The organism is Burkholderia sp. Bp9099 (genome assembly GCF_003857805.1).
Taxonomy (GTDB): Bacteria; Pseudomonadota; Gammaproteobacteria; order Burkholderiales; family Burkholderiaceae; genus Burkholderia.
In genome coordinates this window covers 42,741-68,585 of sequence record NZ_QTPU01000031.1, presented here as the reverse complement: position 1 = coordinate 68,585, position 25,845 = coordinate 42,741, and the positions used below count along the sequence as shown (strand labels likewise).

Annotated in this window: 21 protein-coding genes; 8 read left to right on the top strand and 13 right to left on the bottom strand. The window is 68.3% G+C overall.

Annotation, left to right across the window (positions count from 1 at the left end):
• Positions 1-16 precede the first annotated feature (16 nt).
• Positions 17-844 carry a metallophosphoesterase gene (locus tag DIE17_RS29950; protein WP_124488969.1) on the top strand — a complete coding sequence of 276 codons (828 nt, stop codon included), beginning with the start codon at positions 17-19 and terminating at the stop codon, positions 842-844.
• 56 nt (positions 845-900) lie between these two features.
• Here the strand turns inward: DIE17_RS29950 and DIE17_RS37580 are convergent, their stop codons facing one another.
• Together DIE17_RS37580 and DIE17_RS29945 are read right to left on the bottom strand one after the other, a co-directional pair.
• On the bottom strand, positions 901-1,059 hold the full coding sequence (locus tag DIE17_RS37580; protein ID WP_185500318.1) for a hypothetical protein: 159 nt from the start codon (positions 1,057-1,059) through the stop codon (positions 901-903).
• Between the two features lie 125 nt (positions 1,060-1,184).
• Entirely contained in the window at positions 1,185-2,126 is a 942-nt protein-coding gene (locus DIE17_RS29945; RefSeq protein ID WP_044846073.1) for a LysR family transcriptional regulator, read from the bottom strand.
• Positions 2,127-2,283: 157 nt separating this feature from the next.
• Here DIE17_RS29945 and DIE17_RS29935 point away from each other — a divergent pair, with 157 nt between their 5' ends.
• From DIE17_RS29935 to DIE17_RS29920, 4 genes are read left to right on the top strand one after another with little or no spacing between them, the layout of a single operon-like run.
• Positions 2,284-3,897 carry an efflux transporter outer membrane subunit gene (locus tag DIE17_RS29935; protein WP_124488968.1) on the top strand — a complete coding sequence of 538 codons (1,614 nt, stop codon included), beginning with the start codon at positions 2,284-2,286 and terminating at the stop codon, positions 3,895-3,897.
• A gap of 15 nt (positions 3,898-3,912) precedes the next feature.
• Entirely contained in the window at positions 3,913-6,114 is a 2,202-nt protein-coding gene (locus tag DIE17_RS29930; RefSeq protein ID WP_124523052.1) for an FUSC family protein, read from the top strand.
• Complete coding sequence (locus DIE17_RS29925) at positions 6,111-6,314, top strand: DUF1656 domain-containing protein (RefSeq protein ID WP_011351756.1); 204 nt, start codon at positions 6,111-6,113, stop codon at positions 6,312-6,314. The genes DIE17_RS29930 and DIE17_RS29925 overlap by 4 nt, the downstream gene beginning before the upstream one ends.
• A gap of 12 nt (positions 6,315-6,326) precedes the next feature.
• Positions 6,327-7,202: an HlyD family secretion protein gene (locus DIE17_RS29920; RefSeq protein ID WP_044846076.1), complete on the top strand. Its 876-nt coding sequence runs from the start codon at positions 6,327-6,329 to the stop codon at positions 7,200-7,202.
• An 18-nt stretch (positions 7,203-7,220) separates the two neighbouring features.
• On the opposite strand, the gene DIE17_RS29915 is transcribed toward DIE17_RS29920, so the two are convergent.
• The gene (locus tag DIE17_RS29915; RefSeq protein WP_124488966.1) at positions 7,221-8,894 is read right to left on the bottom strand and encodes a methyl-accepting chemotaxis protein; all 1,674 of its coding nucleotides are present in this window, start codon (positions 8,892-8,894) and stop codon (positions 7,221-7,223) included.
• A gap of 410 nt (positions 8,895-9,304) precedes the next feature.
• Between DIE17_RS29915 and DIE17_RS29910 the strand changes: the two genes are divergently transcribed.
• Positions 9,305-10,540, top strand: coding sequence for an MFS transporter (locus DIE17_RS29910; RefSeq protein WP_124488965.1), 1,236 nt, complete (start codon positions 9,305-9,307; stop codon positions 10,538-10,540).
• Between the two features lie 71 nt (positions 10,541-10,611).
• On the opposite strand, the gene DIE17_RS29905 is transcribed toward DIE17_RS29910, so the two are convergent.
• From DIE17_RS29905 to DIE17_RS29895, 3 genes are all read right to left on the bottom strand, one after another.
• Entirely contained in the window at positions 10,612-10,884 is a 273-nt protein-coding gene (locus tag DIE17_RS29905) for a hypothetical protein (RefSeq protein WP_124523050.1), read from the bottom strand.
• A gap of 249 nt (positions 10,885-11,133) precedes the next feature.
• Positions 11,134-11,943: a 5'-methylthioadenosine/adenosylhomocysteine nucleosidase gene (locus tag DIE17_RS29900; protein WP_124523048.1), complete on the bottom strand. Its 810-nt coding sequence runs from the start codon at positions 11,941-11,943 to the stop codon at positions 11,134-11,136.
• A complete protein-coding gene (locus DIE17_RS29895; RefSeq protein ID WP_124523046.1) occupies positions 11,940-14,303 on the bottom strand; it encodes a UvrD-helicase domain-containing protein in 2,364 nt (787 codons plus the stop codon). Before DIE17_RS29895 ends, DIE17_RS29900 begins: the two co-directional genes overlap by 4 nt.
• 214 nt (positions 14,304-14,517) lie before the next feature.
• Here DIE17_RS29895 and DIE17_RS29890 point away from each other — a divergent pair, with 214 nt between their 5' ends.
• Complete coding sequence (locus tag DIE17_RS29890) at positions 14,518-17,385, top strand: valine--tRNA ligase (RefSeq protein WP_124523044.1); 2,868 nt, start codon at positions 14,518-14,520, stop codon at positions 17,383-17,385.
• Between the two features lie 87 nt (positions 17,386-17,472).
• Positions 17,473-18,357, top strand: a complete 885-nt coding sequence (gene galU / locus DIE17_RS29885; RefSeq protein WP_124523042.1) for a UTP--glucose-1-phosphate uridylyltransferase GalU — start codon at positions 17,473-17,475, stop codon at positions 18,355-18,357.
• 59 nt (positions 18,358-18,416) lie between these two features.
• Here the strand turns inward: galU and DIE17_RS29880 are convergent, their stop codons facing one another.
• From DIE17_RS29880 to DIE17_RS29850, 7 genes are all read right to left on the bottom strand, one after another.
• The gene (locus DIE17_RS29880; protein ID WP_124523040.1) at positions 18,417-19,031 is read right to left on the bottom strand and encodes a DUF4136 domain-containing protein; all 615 of its coding nucleotides are present in this window, start codon (positions 19,029-19,031) and stop codon (positions 18,417-18,419) included.
• 37 nt (positions 19,032-19,068) lie between these two features.
• Positions 19,069-21,456, bottom strand: a complete 2,388-nt coding sequence (locus DIE17_RS29875) for a CHASE2 domain-containing protein (protein ID WP_124523038.1) — start codon at positions 21,454-21,456, stop codon at positions 19,069-19,071.
• 10 nt (positions 21,457-21,466) lie between these two features.
• Complete coding sequence (locus DIE17_RS29870; RefSeq protein ID WP_124523036.1) at positions 21,467-22,828, bottom strand: FecR domain-containing protein; 1,362 nt, start codon at positions 22,826-22,828, stop codon at positions 21,467-21,469.
• Positions 22,825-23,529, bottom strand: coding sequence for a response regulator transcription factor (locus DIE17_RS29865; RefSeq protein WP_006402120.1), 705 nt, complete (start codon positions 23,527-23,529; stop codon positions 22,825-22,827). Before DIE17_RS29865 ends, DIE17_RS29870 begins: the two co-directional genes overlap by 4 nt.
• A gap of 229 nt (positions 23,530-23,758) precedes the next feature.
• Complete coding sequence (locus DIE17_RS29860; protein WP_124523034.1) at positions 23,759-24,184, bottom strand: peptidase; 426 nt, start codon at positions 24,182-24,184, stop codon at positions 23,759-23,761.
• A 290-nt stretch (positions 24,185-24,474) separates the two neighbouring features.
• A complete protein-coding gene (locus DIE17_RS29855) occupies positions 24,475-24,702 on the bottom strand; it encodes a sulfurtransferase TusA family protein (protein WP_006753156.1) in 228 nt (75 codons plus the stop codon).
• A gap of 162 nt (positions 24,703-24,864) precedes the next feature.
• Positions 24,865-25,800 carry a LysR family transcriptional regulator gene (locus DIE17_RS29850; RefSeq protein ID WP_124523032.1) on the bottom strand — a complete coding sequence of 312 codons (936 nt, stop codon included), beginning with the start codon at positions 25,798-25,800 and terminating at the stop codon, positions 24,865-24,867.
• Between the last annotated feature and the right edge of the window lie 45 nt (positions 25,801-25,845).

The following is a 25,845-nucleotide window of genomic DNA, read 5'->3' as shown; positions in this document are numbered from 1 at the left end:
TCCCGGAACGATGCCCATGAGAGTCCGCGTCCTGTCCGACCTGCATCTCGAATGCAACCAGCCCGACACGATCGCGCATGCCGACGCGGATCTCGTCGTGCTAGCCGGCGATATCCACAATCACGCGGAAGGCCTGCGCTGGGCCGCGGAGACGTTCGATCCCGACGTGCCGGTGATCTACGTGCCGGGTAATCACGAGTACTACGACGGGGAATTCGGCGCGCTCGAAACCGCGATGCGCGACGCCGCGCACACGATCGACCACGTGCATTACCTGAACAACGGCGTGTACGTCGATCCGGCGCAGCGCTTTCGCGTGCTCGGCACGACGCTGTGGGCCGATTTCTCGCTGTTCGGCGCCGACCAGGCGAGCGTCGCGCGCGCGATCGACGCGGCCATGCGCGTGATGCTCGATTTCAAGGGATTGATCCAGGTGACGTGGCCGCACGATGCGTCCGTGCATGCGGCGGCAGCCCCGGAGCGGGATTTCACGCCGGCCGACGCGATCGCGCTGCACCGGCAAGGCCGCGCGTGGCTGGAAGCACGGCTCGCGACACCGTTCGCGGGCCGCACGATCGTCGTCACGCATCATGCGCCGCACCTGCGCTCGCTGGCGGAGCGTTATGCGGAAGACCTGGCGTCGGCGGGATTCGTCACGGACATGGCGGAACTCGTGCGGCCGCCCGTGGACCTGTGGATCCACGGCCACACGCATACTTCATTCGATTACGTGACCGACAGCGGCACGCGCGTGGTGTGCAACCCGCGCGGCTATATCCGCCGGCGCACCGGCGAACTGGAGAATCCCGCGTTTGCGTGGGACAAGGTGGTCGAGCTCGGCTGAGCGCCACGCCATCGGGCCGCGTGATGCGGCCCTACCCGAGCTGAAAGGCCGCCCGATCAGCGATCGGCGCGGCGCGAGCCGTTCGACGACGGGCGCACCCGCACCGGCACCGGCTTCACCCGCGCCTTCATCGCGCGCAGCAGATCGCGCGTCGCCGCGGCGGCAGCAGCCGCACCAAGCAAAACTCCAAGGCCGATCATCAGTTGCGTATCCATTGCGACTCCGGGTGTGGGCAGTTCCAAATCTCGATGATTGAAACAGTATCAAACTGTCCGCGGTCCGTTGGTAAAAAAATGTTGCGTGAAGGACAAATCTCGTCAGATTGCACTCGACCGCGCGCTCATGTCGCAGCCGTGAACTGCGCGAGCGCGGCCTCGTCGGCTTCCAGCGTGGCCGGCAGCTCGTCGCGCAGGAAATCGACCCAGGTGCGGATTTTCGCGTCGAGGTACTGGCGCGACGGATACAACGCGTAGATGTTCATCACGTGCGACCGGTATTCGGGCATCACGCGCACGATGTGTCCGCTGCGCAGCCCGCCGATCGCCGAATAGAGCGGCAACCCGCCGATTCCCATCCCTTCCCGCACGGCCACCGCGAGCGCCTCGGCGACGTTCACGCGGAACGGCGGCGCCGTGACCGGAACCACCTCGTCGCCGCGCGGCCCCGACAGCGACCATTCGTCGAAGTGAAAGCCCGGCGCGACCATCCCGAGACAGACGTGCTGCTCGAGATCGGCCGGGGTCTGCGGCACGCCGTGAGCGTCGATATAGCCCGGCGACGCGCACACGACGCTGTAGCTCTCGCCGAGCCGCTGCGACACGAGCCCCGAATCCGGCAGGTCGCGGCCGACCACGATCGCGACGTCGTACCCCTCGTCGAGCAGGTCGGGCATCCGCTGCGCGAGCGTCAGCTCGACGTGCACGTCCGGATAGCGCTGCCGATAGCGCGCGATGGCCGGCACGAGGTAGTGCTGCCCGAGGCTCGTGAAGCAATGCACCTTCAGCTTGCCCGACGGCCGCGCGTGCGCGTCGCCCGCTTCGGCTTCGGCCTGGTCGACGTACGCGAGGATCTGCTCGCAGCGCTGCAGGTAGCGCTCGCCCGCTTCGGTCAGCGCGATCCGGCGTGTCGTCCGGTTCAGGAGGCGCGTGCGCAGGTGCGCCTCGAGATCCGACACGGCGCGCGATGCATAGGCGGTGGTCGAATTCATCTGCTGGGCGGCCGCGGTAAAGCTGCCCGCGTCGACCACGCGGACGAAGACCCGCATGTTTTGTAACGTATCCATCCCATTACCCGTATGAATCCGGAGGGATTGTTGCACAGGGGCCAACAAATATTATCTCAGGATTCGTAAAAATGACTTGCACCGTTGTCCATTTATTCAGGAATCACTGAAAAATATAATCGCATCCGACTCATCTATATCCGAAAGGGAGAAAATCGTGCGGTCTCCGGCAACAAAAGGGACGCTGGCACTGGCGGTTCTTGCAGTCTCATTAATAATGGCCGGATGCGCGAGCATGGGCGACAACAAGCCGCAGTCCGCCCGCATCGAAGCGAACACGCTCGACGCCGGCGCCGCGATCCGCGCGGCGGACCACGATGCAGGCTGGCCCGCGTCCGACTGGTGGCGCGCGTACCGCGATCCGCAGCTCGATGCGTGGATTGCCGCCGCGCAGGCCGGCAACCCGAGCCTGGCGGCCGCCGAGGCGCGCGTGCGCGAAGCGCAGGCGATGGCGCGCGTGGCGCGCTCGGCGGAACTGCCGCAGATCAACGGCAATCTGTCGCTGATGCGCCAGCACTGGCCGGACAACGTCTACTACGGCCCGGGGCCGCTCGCCGATACCGACACCTGGAACAACACCGGCACGCTCGGCCTGTCGTACCACCTCGACCTGTGGGGCAAGGACAAGAACGCGACCGAGCGCGCGCTCGACACCGCGCATGCGACCGCGGCCGACGCACGGGCGGCGAAGCTCGAGCTCGAGGTCAACGTCGTGCGCGCGTATGTCGGCATGTCGATGAACTACGCGCTGCTCGACCTTGCGCACGAAACGTTCGAACGCCAGCGCTCGCTGGCCGATCTCGCGCGCAAGCGCCTGCAGGCCGGCCTCGGCACGCAGCTCGAAGTCAGCCAGGCCGAATCGACGCTGCCCGACTACGAGCGCCAGATCGACAGCTACGAAGAAGCGATCCAGCTCGCGCGCCACCAGCTCGCCGCGCTCGCGGGCAAGGGCCCGGGCGCCGGCGACGCGATCAAGCGGCCGAGCCTGTCGCTCGATGCGCCGGCCGGCCTGCCGTCCGCGCTGCCGGCCGACCTGCTCGGGCGCCGCCCGGACGTCGTCGCGGCCCGCTGGACGGTCGACGCGCAGGCTCGCGGCATCGATGTCGCGAAAGCCGCGTTCTACCCGAATATCGATCTGCTCGCGACGGTCGGCGGCTTCGGCGTGACCGCGCCGTTCACCGACTTCCTGCGCGCGATGAATGGCGGCTGGACGGCCGGCCCAGCGCTGTCGCTGCCGATCTTCGAAGGCGGCCGGCTGCGCGCGCAACTCGGCGCGGCCGACGCCGGCTACGACCAGGCGGTCGAACGCTACAACCAGACGGTCGTCGGCGCGCTCAAGGACATCGCCGACCAGGTCGTGCGGATCCGCTCGCTCGACACGCAGAAGAAGGACGCCGCGCGCTCGGTGGCCGCCAACGACCGCAGTTACCAGCTGTCGCGCGAAGGCTTCCGCCGCGGGCTGACCGATTACGTGAACGTGCTGGTCGCGCAACAGCAGCTGCTGCGCGCACAGGAAACGGCGGCCCGCATCGACGCGGAACGCCTCGCCGCACACGCGCAGTTGATGGCCGCGCTCGGCGGCGGCGTCGAGACGGAGACGCAGACGGATGCGGACGTGCGGGGCGGCCATCCGCCGCGCGACGCGTCCGCCGCGGGTGCCGCCGCGCCGGCAGCCGCATCGGGCGCGAAGCCCGCCGCGGCCGTCGCCCGCCCCGCGCAGGTCGCGACGGCCGGTTCGGCGGGTGCAGCCGCCACGCCGGCCGCACGGTAACGCGGAGCGACCGTCATGTCAGCCTCCTCCCCCGCTTCCACGCACGCCGGCGGCGCGCTCGCGGCCTGGTACGCCGCCTTCGGCGACTGGGCCCGCAGCGACGGCGCCGCGTGGCTCTACCTGTTCAAGGCGCTGCTCGCCGCGTTCATCGCGACCGGCGTGTCGATGCGGCTCGACCTGCCGGCCCCGAAGACGGCGATGACCACGGTGTTCATCGTGATGCAGCCGCAAAGCGGCGCGGTGCTCGCGAAGAGCTTCTACCGGGTCGCCGGCACGATCTTCGGGCTGATCGCGACGCTCACGTTCGTCGGGCTGTTCCCGCAGCAGCCGCAGCTGTTCCTCTTGGCCGTCGCGCTGTGGGTCGCGCTGTGCACGGCCGGCGCCGCGCGCAACCGCAATTTCCGCAGCTACGGCTTCCTGCTCGCCGGTTACACGACCGCGCTGATCGGGCTGCCGGCATCGCAACACCCCGACGGCGCGTTCATGAGCGCGATGACGCGGGTCGCCGAGATCATGGTCGGGATCGTGTCGGCAGGCGTCGTCAGCGCGCTGGTGTTTCCGCAGTACACCGGCGAGCAGATGCGCACGACGGTGCGCAAGCGCTTCAGCAGCTTCGTCGACTACGTCGCGGCGGCACTGTCGGGCCAGCTCGACCGCGCGCACATCGAAACCATCCATACGCGCTTCGTCGCGGACGTGGTCGGCTTCGAAGCGGCGCGCAGCATGGCCGTGTTCGAGGATCCGGACACGCGGATGCGCAGCGGCCGTCTCGCGCGCCTGAACAGCGAGTTCATGAGCGTATCGAGCCGCTTCCACGCGCTGCACCAGTTGATGAACCGACTGCGCGCGGCCGGCGCGCAGGCCGCGATCGATGCGATCGAGCCGTACTTCCGCGAAATCGCGCCGCTTCTGACGCGCAACGGCGAGCCGGTGCGCTCGTCGGCCGACGCCGCGCTCGCCGCCGAACAGTTGCTCGCGTGGCGCGACGCGCTGCCGCGCCGCATCCGCGCGACGCGCGCCGCGCTCGAGACGCAGCCGGATTTCCCGCTGCTCGACTTCGACACGGCCACCGAGCTGCTGTACCGCTTCATCACGGACCTGCACGAATACGCGGCGACCTACGCGTCGCTGTCGACCGCGACGCACGAGCGCGAGCGCTGGATCGAGCGCTACGAGCCGCGCACCAACCTGACGGCGATGGTGATCGCCGCGATTCGCACCGCGACCGTGATCCTCGTGCTCGGCGCGTTCTGGATCGCGACCGCGTGGCCGAGCGGCGTGACGCTGACGCTGACGGCGGCGGCCACCTGCGCGCTCGCGTCGTCGACGCCGCGCCCGACCGCGATGTCCGCACAGATGGGCATGGGCACCGCGCTGGCCGTCTGCACGGGCTTCCTGCTGACGTTCGGCATCTACCCGCACATCGACGGCTTCCCGCTGCTGTGCGTGGCCCTCGCGCCGCTGCTCGCGATCGGCATCTTCATGACGCTGAAGCCGAAGCTCGCCGGCTACGGGATGGGCTATCTGATCTTCTTCAGCTTCCTCGCCGGCCCCGACAACATTACGCACTACGACCCGACGAGCTTCATGAACGACGCGCTCGCGCTAGTGCTGTCGATGCTCGTCTCGGCGATCGCGTTCGCGGTGCTGTTCCCGCCGACCGCGCCGTGGCACAAGAAGCGGCTGTTCGCCGACCTGCGCCACCAGGTGGTCGCGGCGTGCCACGCACGGCTCGCCGGCTTGCGCACGCGCTTCGAGAGCGGCGCGCGCGACCTGATGTACCAGGCGCACACGCTGTCGGCCGACCAGCCCGACGTGCAGCGCGACGCGCTGCGCTGGATGTTCGCGGTGCTGGAAACGGGCAATGCCGCGCTCGACCTGCGCGCGGAGCTGGCGACGCTGCCGTCCGACCCGCGCTATGCGCCGACGACACCGTGGCGCCGCGCGATCGAGACGCTGCGCGCCGCGCTGTCCGCGCTGTTCCGCAAGCCGGACGCGGCGCGCTTCGACGCGGCGCTCGCCGCGGTCAACGCCGCGATCGACGCGACCCGGCAAACGCTCGATGCGTTCACGCCGTCGCGCGAGGAGCGCCACCGGCTGCAGCGCATCCTGAGCCATCTGCATTTCGTACGCACGGCGCTGCTCGATCCGGAATCGCCGCTCGAGCCGCTCAACCGCAACCGCCCCGTGCGTCCCCAACAAGGAGCCTCGTCATGATGCCGCGTGAAATCGCCATTCTCGATGCCTACATGCCCACGGTGGTCCTGATGTTCGTCCTGGGCGCGCTTGCGACCTGGGCCGTCGACCGCCTGCTCGCCTACACGGGCCTCTACCGTCTCGTCTGGCACCCGTCGCTGTTCCGCGCGTGCCTTCTCGTCTGCATTTGCGGCGGACTGAGTCTTGCCGTTTACCGTTGATTCCGAACCATCATGATTCTCAGAAAACTCTTCGGCTTCGTCGCGACCGCCATTATCCTTCTCGTCGCGATCCTGATCGGGCGCTCGCTGTGGGTGCACTACATGGACGATCCCTGGACGCGCGACGGGCGCGTCCGTGCCGAAATCGTCAACGTCGCACCGGACGTGTCGGGCGCGATCGTCGAGCTGCCCGTGCATGACAACCAGCTCGTGAAAAAGGGCGACCTGATCATGCAGATCGACCCGTCGCACTACCAGATCGCGGTCGAGCAGGCGCAGGCGGCCGTCGCCGCCCGCCGCGCGGAACTGCAGATGCGCCGCGACGACGCGGCCCGTCGTGCCGACCTCGACGCGCTCGTCGTGTCGAAGGAAAACCGCGAGAACGCGGCGCACAGCGCGTCGAGCGCCGATGCGCAGTACCAGCAGGCGATCGCCGCGCTCGACGCCGCGAAGCTCAACCTCGAACGCACGCGCGTGGTCGCACCGGTCGACGGCTACATCACGAACCTGCAGACGTTCAAGGGCAACTACGCGGTGGCCGGCCAGGCGAAGCTCGCGATCGTCGACAGCCATTCGTTCTGGGTCTACGGCTACTTCGAGGAAACCAAGCTGCCGCGCGTGAAGGTCGGCGCGCCGGCCGAGATGCGGCTGATGAGCGGCGGCGTGATGAAGGGCCACGTCGAGAGCATTTCGCGCGGCATCTACGATCGCGACAACCCGCAAAGCCGCGACCTCGTCGCGGACGTGAACCCGACCTTCAACTGGGTGCGCCTCGCGCAGCGCGTGCCGGTGCGCATCCGCATCGACGAGGTGCCGGCCGACGTGGTGCTGTCGGCGGGCACGACCTGCACGGTCATCATCGATCCGGACCAGCGGAAGAAGTCGTAAGCGCCGACGGCCGGACGCCTACGCCGCGATGCGAAAGCGTCCGACCAGCGACTTGAGCGCCTGCGCCTGTTCGTCGAGCGCATTCGCCGCGGCGGCCGCCTGCTCGACGAGCGCGGCGTTCTGCTGCGTGCCGGCATCCATCTGCGTGACCGCGCGGCCGATCTCGTCGATCCCGGCGCTCTGCTCGTCCGACGCCGCCGAGATCTCGCCGATGATGTCGGTCACGCGCTTGACCGCCCGCACCACGTCGTCCATCGTGCGGCCCGCATCGTGCGCGAGCGCCGCGCCGTTCGCGACGCGCTCGACCGACGCGCCGATCAGCGTACGGATCTCCTTCGCCGCGGTCGCCGCGCGCTGCGCGAGCAGCCGCACCTCGCCCGCGACCACCGAAAAACCGCGCCCCTGCTCACCCGCGCGCGCCGCCTCGACCGCCGCGTTCAACGCGAGAATGTTGGTCTGGAACGCGATCCCCTCGATCGTGCCGATGATGTCGCGAATGTTCTTCGCGCTGTCGTCGATCTCGCTCATCGTCGCGACCACGCGACCGACGACTTCGCCGCCCGCCTCCGCGACGGCCGACGCATTGGCCGCGAGCGCGCTCGCCTGACGCGCGTTCTCGGCGTTCTGCCGCACGGTCGACGTGAGCTCTTCCATGCTGGCCGCGGTGCGCTCGAGCGCGACGGCCTGCTGCTCGGTGCGCCGCGACAGGTCGAGGTTGCCGGTCGAGATCTCGCCGGATGCGGCAGCGATCGCCTCGGCGCTGACGGCGATCTCGCCGACGGTCGCCGCAAGCCCGGACTGCATGTCGGACAGCGCGCGCACCATGCTGTCGCGGTCGTGCCGGCCGAGCGGAATCGGCCGCGTCAGGTCGCCGCGCGCGATGTCGGCGGCGATCGCCTTCGCCTCCGCGGGCTCGCCGCCGAGCTGCGACGCGAGGCGGCGCACGACCCGCTCGGCGATCGCGATCGCCAGCACGATCAGCGCGGCCGTCATCGCCGCGATCATCGCGAACGACGACGAGAAGATCGTTGCGGATGCATCGAGCGTCGCCTTCGACTTCGCGCCGCGCGTCTTCACGAGCATCGCGACGAGCTTCTCGAGCTTGCCGGTCTCGACCAGCAGCGACACGTCCTGCGTGCCGACCTGCCAGTTCATCTGCGACAGGTCGAGCGGCTGCGCCTGCACGAGCGCGACGAAATCGCGCAGATGGCCGCTCCACGTGCCGACCGCCAGCGAGAATGCGCGCAGTCGCGCGGAATCGTCCGCATCGGCCGGATCCGCGTAATGCTGCAGCGTCGCGAGCGCCTGGCCGATCGACGCGAGCCCCGCGCCGACTTCGGCGCCCAGGTCGTCGCGTTCCTTCGCAGTGGTGGCGGTCAGCAGCATCTTCTGCGCGCGGCTCGCGCGCAGCACCTCGGCGCGCACTTCCTCCGCCGCCCGGCTCGCGACGTGCCCCTGCTCGTAGACCGACGCAATCGACGCGTTCAGCCGGCTGATCTGCCACAGCGAGAACACGCCGATCGCGAGCGTGCCGGCCAGCAGGATCGCGAACGCGGCGCGCAGCGTCGCCTTGACGGTCCACGTCCGGCGTTCGCGCCGGGCTGCGCGCGCGTGCCGCGAGGCGGGCCTGGCGGCTGCGTCGGCCGCGGCTGTGGCCGCAACCGGCCGCGGATGCAATGAAGCTGCTTTCATCGATATTTCCCCGTATTGATCGTGCCGCCGGAAAGGTCGGTTCCGGCGGCCGGCATTCCCGCAATGGCCCGTCATGCCGCGCGTCCTGCACCCGTCCGGCTCGTGGCCGGTGCCGGGCGCGGCGCGCCTGTGTTGTCGTTGCGTCTTCTACGGCCTCGATCGGCACGCCTTGAGTCCGGACAAACACCGATCCGGTCCCGCGCGGCGCGACGAAAGGCGGACACGCCGCAGCGTTATACCCGGCCAAAAAAGGGGGCAATGGGTCGAATCGTCGTAGCAATGTCCGAATCGCGACAAAACTTGGCCGGACATTCTCGATACGCCACATTAGACTTCTTTGACGCAACAACGATTCGAACGCGCCGATCCCCATCAGAGCGCGTCCCGTCACCTCAACTCGCTCAGCTCACATGGAAACCAGCCTCGATACGGGCGCCGGCACCGCCGCCGCCCAGCCGTCTGCTCCACGCGCCCCGCGTACCGTCTACCCGGTGCTCGGCGCGATCAGCTTCTCGCACATGCTCAACGACATGATCCAGTCGTTGATCCTCGCGATCTATCCGATGCTCAAGAGCCAGTTCGCGCTGTCGTTCGCGCAGATCGGCCTGATCACGCTGACCTACCAGATCACCGCGTCGCTGCTGCAGCCGCTCGTCGGCCTGTATACGGACAAGCGGCCGAAGCCGTATTCGCTGCCGGTCGGGATGGGCTTCACGCTCGCGGGGCTGCTGCTGATGTCGGCCGCGCCGAACTTCGCGACGCTGCTGGCGGCGGCGGCGCTGGTCGGCTGCGGCTCGTCGGTGTTCCATCCGGAATCGTCGCGCGTCGCGCGGATGGCGTCGGGCGGCCAGCACGGGCTCGCGCAGTCGCTGTTCCAGGTCGGCGGCAACGCCGGTTCGGCACTCGGGCCGCTGCTCGCCGCGCTCGTGATCATCCCGCACGGCCAGCACAGCATCGCGTGGTTCTCGGCGGCCGCGCTCGTCGCGATGGTCGTGCTCACGCAGATCGGCCACTGGTACAAGAAGCATCCGTCGATGAAGAAGAAGGCGGCGCCGGCCGGCCATCCGACGCTGTCGCCGGGCCGCGTGCTCGCCGCGATCGGCGTGCTGGTGCTGCTGGTGTTCTCGAAGTACTTCTATCTCGCGAGCATCAACAGCTATTTCACGTTCTACCTGATCGACAAGTTCCACCTGTCGGTGCAGGCCGCGCAGATCCACCTGTTCGTGTTCCTCGCGGCGGTCGCGGCCGGCACGCTGATCGGCGGGCCGGTCGGCGACCGGATCGGCCGCAAGTACGTGATCTGGGTGTCGATCCTCGGCGTCGCGCCGTTCACGCTGCTGCTGCCGTACGCGAACCTGTTCTGGACGAGCGTGCTGAGCGTGATCATCGGCGTCGTGCTGGCGTCGGCGTTCGCCGCGATCCTCGTCTATGCGACGGAGCTGATGCCCGGCAAGGTCGGGATGGTCGCGGGTCTGTTCTTCGGCTTCGCGTTCGGCCTGGGCGGCGTGGGCGCCGCCGTGCTCGGCCAGCTCGCCGACGCGACGAGCATCACGTTCGTCTACAAGGTGTGCTCGTTCCTGCCGCTGATCGGCGTGCTGACGGTGTTCCTGCCGAACCTCGAAAGCAGCCGGCGCAAGAAGGCGTGACGAAACGGCCGCGGCTTGGGTGCCGCGGCCGTTGGCTCAACAACTTTGCGAAACGTTTCGTCGAGCGGTTATCAGTGCCGGGGTTCTCGTGTGCCGCGACCGAACATTCGCGCACCCAGCCAGACGAGCGCGATCGCGATCACGAAGCTGACGCCGAGCATGGTGCTGATCAGGATGTCGCCCTGGCCGTGAACACCGAGCGTTTCGAACACGCGGAACAGCGGCTCGAACGCTCGCCACCCCGCCCCGCTTTGAAACCATTCATCCAGCGGGGAATTCGCCAGGCCGAGATAGACCGGGATCGTCAAGACGATCGCTGCAAGCAGGCGGACAAGCACTTTCATTGGACGATCACTCGACCGTAGTACTTCATCCCGGTGCCCGGAATCGTGCCGCCGCTCTGCGACTTCAGGAACCTGCGAAGCGCATTGAATTGGGTCGACAGGCATTCGGGGCCTCTCATTTTCGTTATTTTTTGATACGACTGCGTGCAGCACGCTGTCGTCCCCGCTGCTACGACACCCCGGCAGCCGCGAAAGCTCAAGCCATCACGGCCTCGTCGTCATCGCAGTGCCCGTGCCCGACATACTTGGCTACACGATGGCTGCACCATTCTCCGTCGCATGCAACGTCAGGAACCGCTTGAGGATGCCGGACGAATAGCTGCTCGCGATCGCCGACAGGAAGTGCGAGAACGACTGCGTCGCGTGATCGTCGGCCGTATCGGAGATCGTGCGCACGATGGCGAACGGCACGTCGTGTTCGGCGCATACCTGCGCGATCGCCGCGCCTTCCATCTCGACCGCGAGCGCGTCCGGCAGCGCGTCGCGCAGCGCGACGACTTCCCGCTCGCTCGACACGAAGCGGTCGCCGCTGATGATCAGCCCGCCATGCAGCGTCCCGCCGGCGAGCCCGAAACGCGCGGCGAACTGCGCGCCCTCCTCGGCGACGAACAGCGTGCACGCGGCCTTCAGGCGGGCCGTCAGCGCCGCGTCGGTCGTGAACCGCGTGATGCCGAGCAGCGGCACCTCGTAGCGCGGAAACAGCGGCGACGCATCGAGATCGTGCTGCAGCAGCGTATCGGCGACGACGACGTCGCCGATACGCACCGTGCGCGACACGCCACCGGCGACACCGGTGAACACGACGCCGGACACGCCGAACACATGGATCAGCGCACTGACGGTGGCGGAGGCCGCGACCTTGCCGACCCGCGCGAGCGTGACGACGCAGGCCGCGCCGTGCACGGTGCCGACGTGGTAATCGCGGCGGCCGAGCGTGATCGTCTTCATCACGCCGTCGGCGCGCATCGCGGCGATCAGGTCGCCGAGCTCCTCGGGCAGCGCGGCCAGAATGCCGAGCGGACGCGTCGATACCGTTTCAACCATGTCGATGCTCATCATTCCACCGCCTGCAGTTTCGCGACCGCCAGCGCGAGCCACTTCTCGCCGTGCCGCTTGAACTTCACCTGCGCCTTCGCATCGGCGCCGTTGCCTTCGAGCGCGGTGACCGTGCCCTCGCCGAACTTGGTATGGAAGACCTGCTGGCCGACGCGGAACCCGGTGTCGGCCGCGCGCTGCTTGTTCGCGAAGGCCGGCAGCGGCGCGGTGACCGCCGCGTCGACCACCTGCTCGCGGCTGCCGCCGCCCGGCCGCGCGAACCAGTCGCGCCCCCAGCCGGCGTTGTCCGAGCGGCCGCCCCAGCGCGAGCCGGCCTCGACCTTCGGCGTGAGCCACTTCAGCACGTGCTCCGGCAGTTCGTCGAAGAAGCGCGAGCGCACGTTGTAGCGCGTCTGGCCGTGCAGCATCCGGCTCTGCGCGAACGACAGGTAGAGCCGCTCCTTCGCGCGCGTGATCGCGACGTACATCAGCCGGCGCTCTTCCTCGAGGCCGTCCGATTCGAGCACGCTGTTCTCGTGCGGGAACAGCCCTTCCTCGAGGCCGGTGATGAACACGGCCGAGAATTCGAGGCCCTTCGCCGCGTGCACCGTCATCAGCTGCACCGCGTCCTGACCGGCCTGTGCCTGGTTGTCGCCGGCCTCCAGCGATGCGTGCGACAGGAAACCCGCGAGCGGCGTCATCGTGTCGGGATTCTGCGCGGGGTCGCCGAGCGGCGCCGGGTCGAGCACGTCGACCGACGGATCGCCTGCGTCCACGCCGAGCTCCGGCGCCGCGATCGCACCCGCGCGCAGCGGAATCGAGCGGGCCGGTGCGTCGAGCCCGTAGCCTTCCTCGCTGACGAACGCGGTGGCCGCGTTCACCAGTTCCTGCAGGTTCTCGAGGCGGTCCTGGCCTTCGCGCTCGCCCTGGTAGAAATCGGCGAGGCCGCTCGCGCGCACGACGTATTCGACCGTCTCAGGCAGGCTCATCTGCTGCGTCTCGGCGCGCATCTTCGCGATCAGCGTTGCGAACGCGCCGAGGCTCGTGCCGGCCTTGCCGGTCACGTACGGAATCGCGGCGGCCATCGAGCAGTCGTACAGGCGCGCGGCGTCCGCGAGCTGCTCGATCGAGCGCGCGCCGATCCCGCGCGTCGGGAAATTCACGACGCGCACGAACGCGGTGTCGTCGTTCGGATTGTCGATCAGCCGCAGGTACGCGAGCGCGTGCTTCACTTCCTGGCGCTCGAAGAAGCGCAGGCCGCCGTACACGCGATACGGAATGCCCGACGTCATCAGCGTGTGCTCGATCGCGCGCGACTGCGCGTTGCTGCGATACAGGACGGCCACCTCGCTGCGCGACATCCCGGTGTTGATCAGCGAGCGGATCTCCTCGACGATCCAGCCGGCTTCCTGCGCATCGGTGCTCGCCTCGTACACGCGCACGGGCTCGCCATGGCCGGCGTCGGTGCGCAGGTTCTTGCCGAGGCGATGCGCGTTGTTCGAGATCAGCTGGTTCGCCGCATCGAGGATGTTGCCGTGCGACCGGTAGTTCTGCTCGAGCTTGATCAGGTTGCGCACGCGGAATTCGTCTTCGAAGTCGCGCATGTTGCCGACGTTCGCGCCGCGGAACGCGTAGATCGACTGGTCGTCGTCGCCGACCGCGAAGATCGCGTTCTCGCCGCCCGCGAGCATCTTGAGCCACGCGTACTGCAGCTTGTTGGTGTCCTGGAACTCGTCGACGAGGATGTGCCTGAAACGCGCCTGGTAGTGCGCGCGCAGCGGCGCGTTGTACGCGAGCAGCTCGTAGCAGCGCAGCAGCAGCTCGGGGAAATCGACGACGCCCTCGCGCTGGCACTGCTGGTCGTACGCCTGGTACAGCTCGACGAACTTGCGGTTGAAGTTGTCGGACGCGTCGACCTTGTCGGGCCGCAGCCCCTGCTCCTTCGCGTTGTTGATGAAGTACTGGACGTTCTTCGGCGGGTATTTCTCGTCGTCGACGTTCGCCGCCTTCATCAGCCGCTTGATCGCCGACAGCTGGTCGGCCGTGTCGAGGATCTGGAAGGTCTGCGGCAGGCCGGCGTCGCGCCAGTGCGTGCGCAGCATCCGGTTGCACAGCCCGTGGAACGTGCCGATCCACATCCCGCGCGTGTCGATCGGCATCATCGCCGACAGCCGCGCCATCATCTCGCGCGCGGCCTTGTTCGTGAAGGTGACGGCGAGCACGGTGGCCGGCGATGCGTAGCCCTGCTGGATCAGCCACGCGATACGCGTGATCAGCACGCGGGTCTTGCCGCTGCCCGCCCCCGCGAGGATCAGCGCCGGTTCGTTCGGCAGCGTGACGGCGGCGTATTGTTCAGGGTTCAGATTGGCGAGCAGATCGGGCATGGAGCGGCAGCGGACGTGCGAGAAAAATGCGGACCCGCCATTATAAGTCGGCCGCGCGGTGCCGTTTCCGATCCGTTGTGCCGCGGGCCGTCGCCCGTGCTGCACGCCCCTTGCGACCCGCCCGCGCGGGCAAGCGATGGCTGGCCGATGTGCATCCATTTATAATTGTCAGATTCGGCATCCAATTCACGCATTTTTCGGCAGATTTCCAACCATGAGCGACAGCACGCTTGCGAAGAGTTTCGAGCCCCACACCATCGAGTCCCAATGGGGGCCGGAGTGGGAAAAACGCGGCTATGCCGCCCCGGCATTCGACCCGGCGCGTCCCGATTTCGCGATCCAGCTGCCGCCGCCGAACGTCACCGGCACGCTGCACATGGGCCACGCGTTCAACCAGACGATCATGGACGGCCTCGCCCGCTACCACCGGATGCTCGGCGAGAACACGCTGTGGGTGCCCGGCACCGACCACGCGGGGATCGCGACCCAGATCGTCGTCGAGCGCCAGCTCGACGCGCAGGGCGTATCGCGCCATGACCTCGGCCGCGAGAAGTTCGTCGAGCGCGTGTGGGAGTGGAAGCAGCAGTCCGGCTCGACGATCACGGGCCAGGTGCGCCGCCTCGGCGCGTCGACCGACTGGTCGCGCGAATATTTCACGATGGACGACAAGATGTCGGCCGCCGTGCGCGACGTGTTCGTCACGCTCTACGAACAGGGCCTGATCTACCGCGGCAAGCGCCTCGTGAACTGGGATCCGGTGCTGCTCACCGCGGTGTCGGATCTCGAAGTCGCGAGCGAGGAGGAAAACGGCCACCTGTGGCACATCCGCTACCCGCTCGTCGACGGTTCGGGCTCGCTGACCGTCGCGACCACGCGTCCGGAAACGATGCTCGGCGACGTCGCGCTGATGGTCCACCCGGAAGACGAGCGCTACGCGCACCTGATCGGCAAGCTCGTCACGCTGCCGCTGACGGGCCGCGAGATCCCGGTGATCGCCGACGACTACGTCGACCGCGAGTTCGGCACGGGCGTCGTGAAGGTCACGCCCGCGCACGACTTCAACGACTACCAGGTCGGCCTGCGCCACAACCTCGCGCCGATCGAGATCCTGACGCTCGACGCGAAGATCAATGACAACGGCCCCGAGCAGTATCGCGGCCTCGACCGCTTCGACGCGCGCCGTGCGATCGTCGCCGACCTCGATGCGGAGGGCTTCCTCGACTCCGTGAAGCCGCACAAGCTGATGGTGCCGCGCGGCGACCGCACGGGCGTCGTGATCGAGCCGATGCTGACCGACCAGTGGTTCGTCGCGATGACGAAGCCGGCGCCGGAAGGCACGTTCAACCCGGGCAAGTCGATCACCGAAACGTCGCTCGACGTCGTGCGCAGCGGCCAGATCAAGTTCGTGCCGGAAAACTGGACGACCACCTACTACCAGTGGCTCGAGAACATCCAGGACTGGTGCATCTCGCGCCAGCTCTGGTGGGGCCACCAGATTCCCGCCTGGTACGGCGAGAACGGCGAGGTGTTCGTCGCGCGCGACGAGCAAGAGGCGCGCGCGCAGGCCGCCGCGAAGGGCTACACCGGCGCGCTGAAGCGCGACGAGGACGTGCTCGACACGTGGTTCTCGTCGGCGCTCGTGCCGTTCTCGTCGCTCGGCTGGCCGAACGAAACGCCTGAACTCCAGCACTTCCTGCCGTCGTCGGTGCTCGTCACCGGCTTCGACATCATCTTCTTCTGGGTCGCCCGGATGGTGATGATGACGACGCACTTCACCGGCAAGGTGCCGTTCCACACCGTCTACGTGCACGGCCTCGTGCGCGACGCGGAAGGCCAGAAGATGTCGAAGAGCAAGGGCAACACGCTCGACCCGATCGACATCGTCGACGGCATCGACCTCGAAACGCTGGTCGCGAAGCGCACGACCGGCCTGATGAACCCGAAGCAGGCCGCGACAATCGAGAAGAAGACGCGCAAGGAATTCCCGGACGGCATCGCCGCGTTCGGCACCGACGCGCTGCGCTTCACGATGGCGTCGATGGCGACGCTCGGCCGCAACGTGAACTTCGACCTCGCGCGCTGCGAAGGCTATCGCAACTTCTGCAACAAGCTGTGGAACGCGACGCGCTTCGTGCTGATGAACTGCGAAGGCCACGACTGCGGCACCGACAAGCCGGAAGTGTGCGGCGCGGGCGACTGCGGCCCCGGCGGCTACCTCGACTTCTCGGCGGCCGACCGCTGGATCGTGTCGCTCCTGCAGCGCACCGAGGCCGACATCGCGAAGGGCTTCGCCGATTACCGCTTCGACAACATCGCGACCAGCATCTACAAGTTCGTGTGGGACGAGTACTGCGACTGGTACCTCGAACTCGCGAAGGTGCAGATCCAGAACGGCACGCCGGAACAGCAGCGCGCGACGCGCCGCACGCTGCTGCGCGTGCTGGAAACGGTGCTGCGCCTCGCGCACCCGATCATCCCGTTCATCACCGAAGCGCTCTGGCAGAAGGTCGCGCCGCTCGCCGGCCGTTATCCGCAAGGCAAGGCCGAGGGCGAAGCGTCGCTGATGACGCAGGCGTATCCGGTCGCGAACCTGCAGAAGATCGACGAGGCGTCCGAACAATGGGCGGCCGACCTGAAGGCGATCGTCGACGCGTGCCGCAACCTGCGCGGCGAGATGAACCTGTCGCCGGCGACCAAGGTGCCGCTGCTCGCGGCCGGCGATGTCGAGCGCCTGCGCTCGTTCGCCCCGTACGTGCAGGCGCTCGCGCGCCTGTCGGAAGTGCAGATCCTGGCCGACGAAGCGACCCTCGACAAGGAAGCGCACGGCGCGCCGATCGCGATCGTGGGCCCGAACAAGCTGGTGCTGAAGGTGGAAATCGACGTCGCGGCCGAACGCGAGCGCCTGTCGAAGGAAATCGCGCGCCTGACGGGCGAGATCGCGAAGTGCAATGCGAAGCTCGGCAACGAGGCGTTCGTCGCGAAAGCCCCGCCGGCCGTGGTCGAGCAGGAGCAGAAGCGCGTCGCCGAATTCCAGAGCACGCTGGAAAAACTGCGCGCTCAGCTCGATCGGTTGCCTGCGTAACAAACGGTAAGGTCGTTTGCGTTCACTATAATCGGAACGTGAACATAGGCTGTCTGACAAGTCGATTACAGAAATAAAGGTTCGATCATGTTGAAAGTCACCAAGGCGGTATTCCCCGTTGCCGGTCTCGGCACGCGGTTCCTCCCGGCAACGAAGGCGAGCCCGAAGGAAATGCTGCCCGTCGTCGACAAGCCGCTGATCCAGTACGCAGTCGAGGAAGCGATCGCCGCGGGCATCACCGAGATGATCTTCGTGACCGGGCGCAGCAAGCGCGCGATCGAGGATCACTTCGACAAGTCGTACGAGGTCGAGGCCGAACTCGAGGCGCGCGGCAAGGAAAAGCTGCTCGAGCTCGTGCGCAGCATCAAGCCGAGCCATGTCGACTGCTTCTACGTGCGCCAGCCGGAAGCGCTCGGCCTCGGCCATGCGGTGCTGTGCGCGGAGAAGCTCGTCGCCGACAACCCGTTCGCGGTGATCCTCGCCGACGACCTGCTCGACGGCAACCCGCCCGTGATGAAGCAGATGGTCGACGTGTTCGATCACTATCACAGCTCGGTGATCGGCGTGGAAGAGATCCCGCCGTCGGAGACGAAGTCGTACGGCATCGTCGACGGCAAGGAGTGGGAAGAGTCGATCGTCAAGATGTCGGCGATCGTCGAGAAACCGGAGCCGGAAGTCGCACCGTCGAACCTCGGCGTGGTCGGCCGCTACATCCTGAAGCCGCGGATCTTCGAACACCTGCGTGCGCTGAAGCCGGGCGCGGGCGGCGAGTTGCAGCTCACCGACGCGATCCAGGCGCTGCTCGCCGACGAACAGGTGCTGGCCTACAAGTACCAGGGCACGCGCTATGACTGCGGCAGCAAGCTCGGCTACCTGAAGGCGACGGTCGAGTTCGCGCTGCGCCACCCGGAAGTCGGCACCGAGTTCGACGCATACCTGCGTGCGCGCGGCAACGGGCAACCGGCTGCCTGAACGCGGCACGGGCCGGCCTCGCCTCCCCGGCGGGCCGCCCTCGCCTCACGGCCGGCGCGTCAGCGCGTAGCGGCCGGCTTCACCGAGACGACGCCCGGCATTGCGCCCGCGTCGTCTTTTTTCGTCTTCACGAGCCAGCCGTCGCCCTGCTCGAACGGCAGCTTCGCGAGCGCGCTCTTCACGAGCGTCGGCGCGGCCTGCTGCGTGAGCGCATCGCGATCGCGCAGCGACGCCGACACGCGATAGACGTCGGCGCCCGTCGTCGCATCGACGAAACGCAGCGTCAGCACGTGGCGGTACACCTTGCCCGCGAACGGCAGTGCGAACGGCGCCGGTCCGTCGACGGTCACGCACGCGCTGCTTGCCGCGCCGCACCGGTCGGCCGTCGCCGCGACCGACGCCGGCTGCGTCGCATACGCGATCGACAGCCGGTAGCGCGCGGCCTGGCCAGGCTGCGCGTCGAAGCCGCGATGCGCGAGCTCGTCGCGCACGAGCGTCTCGATCTGCCGGTATTCGGCATCGTCGACCTGAGCGGCCGTGCGAACGAAATCGTAGCCGTGCGCACCGGATGCGAACGCATTCGGCTGCCCGAGCGCGCTCACGCCGGTCGTGACGCCGGCGCAACCCGTCAACAGCGACGCCGCCAGCGCGGCCGCTGCCCATTCCTTTCTCATGACTTCCCCCAAATGCCTGCCGTCGTGCCCGGCCCTGTCAGGCGGACGGCTCGTCGATCGCGGGCAGCGACACCGTCACCGCGGTGCCGACACCCACTTCGCTGTCGACCGTCACGCTGCCGCCGTGGCGCGTGACGACCGTCTTCACGAATGCCATGCCGAGCCCGGAACCCGAGATTTCGGGCCGCTCGCCGGCATGGAACCGCTTGAAACGCTCGAACAGATGCTGCAGATCTTCCGGCGCGATGCCGTACCCCTGATCGCGAATCGTACAGAAGATCCGCTTCGATGCATGCTCGACCGTCAGCGTACACGCGATCACCGTGTCGGACGGACTGTATTTGACTGCGTTGTTCAGCAGGTTGACGAACGCGCGCGTGATCAGTGAGCGGTCGGCGCGCGTCCAGCACATGTCGGTCCCGACGTCGGTCTCGATGCGGATGCGCTTTGCCTGCGCCTGCGGCCAGACTTCGTCGCTCGCGTCGATCAGCACGTCGACCAGGCTCGTCGGTTCGAGCTGGTAAGCCTGCGACTCCGCGCGCGCCAGCTGCACGAACTCGTCGGCGAGCGACAGCGCACGGTGCGCATAGCGCTCGATCCGCGCGAGCAGCCCGCGCATCGCGTCGGTTTCGACGCGATCGCGCTCGATCTCGACGAGCGCGAGGATCGACGACTGCGGCGAGCGCATGTCGTGCGACAGCAGGTGCAGCGCCTCCTCGCGCTGCCGCTCGGCCGCGTGCAGCTCGGTCACGTCGACGAGACCGGCGATCCAGCCCGTCACGCGGCCCTGCGCGTTCGTACACGGGGCGTAGCGTAACAGATGGTCGAGCCCGTCGCGATCGCGCACCTCGATGCCGCGCGCCATCGCTTCGTCTTCAGCCCCGAGCGTCGGATCGAGCGCGGCCGGCCAGTGTGCGCGGATCGTGACGTCGTGTTCGGCGTTGCCGTCGACGGTCTTCATGAAGGTCAGCTCGCCGAGCGCGGCGCGCAGCGGCCGCCCTTCCGGCACCGGCAGCGCGAGCCGCGAACCGTAGCGCTTCGCCGCATGGTTCGCGATCAGCACGGTGCCGGCCAGGTCGGTGACGAAGATCGGCTCCGGCATGCTGTCGAGGCTGTCCCACACGAAACGCTTCATGTCCTGCACGCGCTGCGCGGCCTGCGCCATCAGCGCCATCTGCCGTTCGAGCACGTCGCCGCCGACGCTGCGCGTGCGCGGCGCCTCGGGCAGCAGGTGCGGCTCGTCGGCGAGCCGCTGCAGCTCGCGGCGCAGGTACGACATCGTCATTTCCAGGCGCCGCCAGTTCCAGATCGGGTAGACGGCGACCAGCCCGAAGATGGCCGGCGCGGGCGACAGCCACATGCGCGCCTCGAACAGCAGCGCCAGGCTCGCGACGACGGCCAGCGCGGCCAGGCTCAGCGTCAGCAGCAGCGCACGCCATGGCGACAGCATCAGGAAGCCGCCCAGCAGCACGGCGAGCGGCAGCAGCGATGCGGCGAAGAGTCCGGCACGCGACGCAGGCAGGATCGCGCTGCCGGTCGTCAGCATGTCGAGCACGTTCGCATGGATGTACACGCCGGCGAGCGGACCGAAGTCGCCCGACACCGGCGTCGCGAAGCGGTCGTAGAGGCCCGACGCCGTCACGCCGACGACGACGATCTTGCCGCGCAGCGCGTCGGGTTTCACGCGCCCTTCGAGCACGTCGTCGAACGACAGCGTCGGATACGCGGGCGTGTTGCGGCTGAACGGAATCAGGTAGCGGCCGTCGCCGGTCGCGTCGCGCGACAGGTCGTGCGCTTGCGCGCCGGGCGTGCCGCCGACCGGATGCAGCCGGCCGGCCTGGATCGCACGGTAGACGGGCACCATCAGCTGCGGCCAGCGCACGCGGCCGTCGCTTTCGAACAGCGCGACGCTACGCACGATGCCGTCGGGATCGACTTCGAGATTGATGTGGCCGAGCCCCATCGTGCGCGCCGACAACTCCGCCACCGGCGGATCGACGGTGCGCGTGCCGTCCGCCTGTTCGGGGCTCAGCAAGACGGGCAGGAAGGTCGGCACACGGGCCATGGCGTCGGCGAACGCGCGATCCTCCGGCGACTGCTCGGTAAACAGCACGTCGTAGACGACCGCGGCCGGCTGCGCACGCGCCAGCGTGTCGAGCAGCCGCGCGTGCACGCTGCGCGGCCACGGCCAGCGGCCGAGTGCGGACACGCTCTGGTTGTCGATGTCGACGACGACGACGTCGGGCGACAGCGGCAGGCTGCGCAGCATCAGCAGCCGGTCGTAGATCAGCCCGTCGACGCTCGACGACAACCGGCCGAGCGCGCACGCGAGAATCACCGCGATCCCGAGGCAGCCGATCGCGATCCACTCGATCAGGAAGCGGCGGCCGAGGCGCCGCCGCGGGGAAACGGAGTCGGTTTTCATGCGCCGCCGGTCAGCGCGACAACGTGAACGCGCTGACCGGACTCGTCTTCTGATAGAACTTGCCGCCCTCGAACTCCTCGACCGTCACCGCCCAGTAGTAGTCGCCGGGCGGCAGGTGGGCGACCGTGATCCGGCGCGCGTGCAGGCCCATCTGGTCGACGACCGGCGCGCGCAGGTCCTTCGAGCGCGACAGCACGAACCGATAACGCGCGTCCTTGGCCGCGTCGTTCGGCGCCCAGCGGAACTCGTAGCCATCCGGGCCGGGCGACGCGCTCGCATCGAGCCCCATCAGGCGCCGCTCGAACGCGTAAATGTGCGGCATGCCTTCGAGGCCGTTGTCGTCGATCGCGGAAATCCGGACGAAGTACGTGCCGTTCGGCACCTCGCGGAACACCGCGCGCGACGAGACCGTGCGCGTTTCGCTGAACAGTTCGAGCATGCCCGCGTCGCGCGCGAGTTGCAGGTGATAGGCATGCGCATGCTCGAGCGGCGCGACGTCGAACGTGAGGTCGGGCTCGTCCTGCACCTTGTCCGGATGCGTGAGCGTGGGCGCCGGCAGCAGCTGCACGGGTGCGCCGACCGCGCCGGACGACGTCGTGACGCTGCCGAAGTTCGCATGCACGAGCGTCGGGTCGGCCGGCTGCTGCTTGCCCGCGACGCCGACGGTGCCGTCGAGCACCTCGACACGCGTCGCCGCGTTGCCGGCGGCGTCGTAGTTCACGCGGAACCGCGTGCCGCGTACACCGGCCACGACCGACGGCGAGCGGATCTGGAAGCGGTCGTCGCCCTTCTTCAGATGCGTGACCTCGCTGTCGACCGAACCGCGCGTGAGCTCGAACTCGCGATCGAGCGTGCCGGTCAGCACGGTGCGGCGCAAGGTCTTCAGGTCGAGCTGGCTGTCGGGCGGCAGGCTCATGTGCGTGCCGTCGGCCAGTTCGAGCGTCAGGAAACCGTTCGCGCCCGTGCGCACGCGGTCGCCCTCGGTCAGCGTCGCATCGTTCACGAGCGGCGCGTACGCGCCGCCGGACGCGCGCTCGGCCGTGCCCTGCACCGCGACGACGCGCGCGGTCAGCTTTTCCTTGCGCAGCCGTGCGACCGGCAGCTTCAGCGCGATGTCGGGCTGCAGGTGTTTCGGCGCAGGCACGCCGTTGATCCGTTGCAGCAACTGCCAGTCGTCCGGGCCCTGCAGGTAGCGCGCGGCGACGTCGTACAGCGTGTCGCCGGCATGCGTGCGGTAGACGACCATCTTGCCCGCGGCAGCGCTCGGCTGCGCGACGGCCTGCTGCGCCGCGAACGCAAACGCGACCGCGTACGCCGCATGCAGTGCCGCCGTGCGCAGGCTCGCCGTGCGCTGCGTGATGCGCCGGGTCACTCCGGCTCTCCCTGGCCGACCCGCTCGAGCCGGTAGCCGTAGCCGTAGATCGGCGCGAGGCGATAGCCGTTTTCCGGCCGCAGGCCGAGCTTCGTGCGCAGCATCGAGATGTGCGTGTCCATCGTGCGCGACGGGATGTCGGTCGCCTGCTTCCACACGAGATCGAGAATGTGCGCGCGCGACAGCGGCCGGTCGAGGTGCTGGAACAGCAGCAGCGCGAGCTCGAATTCCTTCTGCGTGAGGCTCACGGCCTTGTCGCCGACATAGGCCTGCTTCAGGTTCACGTCGAAGCGGAACTGGTCGAACTCGCGAACGGTCGCCTCCGCGTTGACCGGATACGCGCGGCGCAGCAGCGAGCCGATGCGCGCGCGCAGGATCGGACCCGACACGGGCTTGACCACGTAATCGTCCGCGCCGGCGTTGAGGATCTGCGTGATCCCCGCCTCGTCGTCGCGGCTCGTCATGAAGATGATCGGCAGGCTGTGCTCGGTCTGGTTCGCACGCACCCACTTGAGCACTTCCTCGCCGGACATGTCTGGCACGTTCCAGTCGAGCACGAGCAGATCGAACGTCTCGCGCTGCAGACGCTTCTTCAGGGCCTTGCCTTCCTTGAACGCATAGCACGTGTGGCCGGCGGCCGTCAGCGTTTGACTGACGAAATCCGTCTGGGCCGGATCATCATCCAGTACAGCAATTCTCATAGCACCCCGCAAATCGAAATCGATTCGTCCAGTTCAGCTCCCCGCACTCATCCCGCCGCACAGCATGCGCGCGGCGTCCGACACCGGCCGGCGAGCCGTCGTTTGCCGAGCGCGCAACCTGCGCGATACGGCGCCCCGGCAACCCATCTCAAAAACAGGGCACGGACGAACCGGCGATTTCATCATAGTAGTATGAAATTCGCCAAGAAATTGCGCGGACTACGGTCCTTTATTCGAATAATCCTTCCCGTCGCGCAACTGGCGGCGCCTCCGGCTGCCCCAGCATGGGCTGCCCCAGCGTGGGCTGCCCCAGCATCCGCTCCAGCTGGCTGCGCACGCGCTCCCACGCCGGCGCCGCATAGTCGGGCTGGCTCGCCGCCCACGCCTGCGCGAGATCGAACACGCGCCCGATCGTCGCGCCGCAATACGTGAAGCCCGCGCCGTCGTCCTGCGCGGCGCCGCGCAGCCGTTCGTCGAGCGATTCGGCCAGCCACGGCATCTCGGCCGCCGCCGAATCGGCATACGCCTCGAGCGCGGCACGCGCGTGGCGATCCCGTTGCGGGTCGAGCTCGATCCGGCTCAACCCCGCCGCACGTGCGGGCGCGATGCATTCCGCTGCGGACGGACTTCGAATGGTCCCTGGTCTGAAGGACATGTCCTCTCCCCGTTTGTACGACGGCAGCGTCAGGCATGGCCCCCGTGCCCGCCTCGTATGACGTACCGTGGCCGGTGCATCCATCCGAGACGGACGACCGGCCGGGTCAGTATACGCAGCCGGTCGTGCGGCGAGGTTTAAGAATTGTCAGAGGCGTCAGACAAGCGCTTTCCCATGGAACAGGCGCCTGGGCGAGGGTCTGTGCTGGCGCTCGTGTCGCGCCGTTGGCGCGGCGGACCGCAGCGGGCGGTGCGCGAGCGGGCGCCGCAAGGGGCGCGAGATGCGGGCCGTCAGCGGCGGCGCATCAGGAACACGAAGGTCTTGTCCTGCGTCGTCACTTCGACGATCTCGTTGCCCGTCTGCTTCGCGAACGCGGCGAAATCGCGCTGCGAACCCGGATCGGTCGCGAGCACCTTGAGGATCTGCCCGCTCTCCATATCGGCGAGCGCTTTCTTGGCGCGCAGGATCGGCAACGGGCAATTGAGCCCGCGCGCGTCCACTTCCTTGTGAATCTGCATCGGCTGTCGACCTTCGAATGACGCGCCACACGGGCGCGGGAGGAAGCGGCGATTTTACCGCAGCGCGGCCGCCCCTGCCCGCGCGGCCCGGGCCCGGCCGCGCGACGCGGCGCGCCCGCGCTCGGCACGCGCTCGTCATGCCAAGCGCCCGCCGAGCGCCCGTCAGGCGCCCGAGAACCCGCCCGCGAGCCGCTCGCGCAGGTGCCGCACGAGCGCGCGCACCGCGCTCGGCACGACCGGGCTGTACGGCCGCAGCGCGAAGATGTGGTCGCCGAACGCGCCCGACGGCCGCCAGCCGTCCAGCAGCGCGACGAGCCGGCCGGCGTCGAGATCGCGCTGCGCGCTGAAATCCGGCAGCAGCGCGATGCCGAGCCCGCCGAGCGCGGCCTCGCGCATCGCCTCGCTGTTGTTGGCCGCGAAGCTGCCGCGCACCGGCACGCTCACGCGCTGGCGCCGCCGGCCGTCCGGCTCGAAGCTCCAGGCGGCCGGTTCGTTGTCGCGCAGGTAGCACAGGCAGCTGTGGTCGACGAGTTCGCTCGGGTGGCGCGGCGCACCGCGCGCGTCGAGGTAGTCGCGGCTCGCGACCAGCAGCGAACGCGTGTCGCACAGCTTCCACGCGACGTGGGTTTGCGGCGCGGTCGTCGTATGGCGGATCGCGAGGTCGAAGCCCTCCTGCGTCAGCGAATGCAGCCGGTCGGACAGGTCGAGTTCGATGTGCACGCCCGGGTGCTGCCGCAGGAAATCGGGCAGGTGCGGCACGACCTGCTGGCGCCCGAGCGCGACCGGCGCCGTCACGCGCAGCAGCCCGCGCGGCTCGCCGGCGAGCTCCTTCACGCGCGCGAAGTGCTGGCCGATCGATTCGAACGCGTCGCGCGTGCTGTCGACCAGCGTCTGCCCGGCGTCGGTGAGCCGCACGCTGCGCGTCGTGCGCCGCACGAGCGGCACGCCGGCCGCCTTCTCGAGATCGGCGATGCGCTGGCTCATCGCGGCCTTGCTGATGCCGAGCCGCTGCGCGGCAGCCGTGAAACTGCCGGCCGCGGCGAGGACCGTCAGCGAGTGGATATGCGGCCAGAGCGCCTGGACATTTTGCTGATTCATCCGTCGATTATTCAGAATTCTGAACAGTGAATCAAGCTGCGCGGC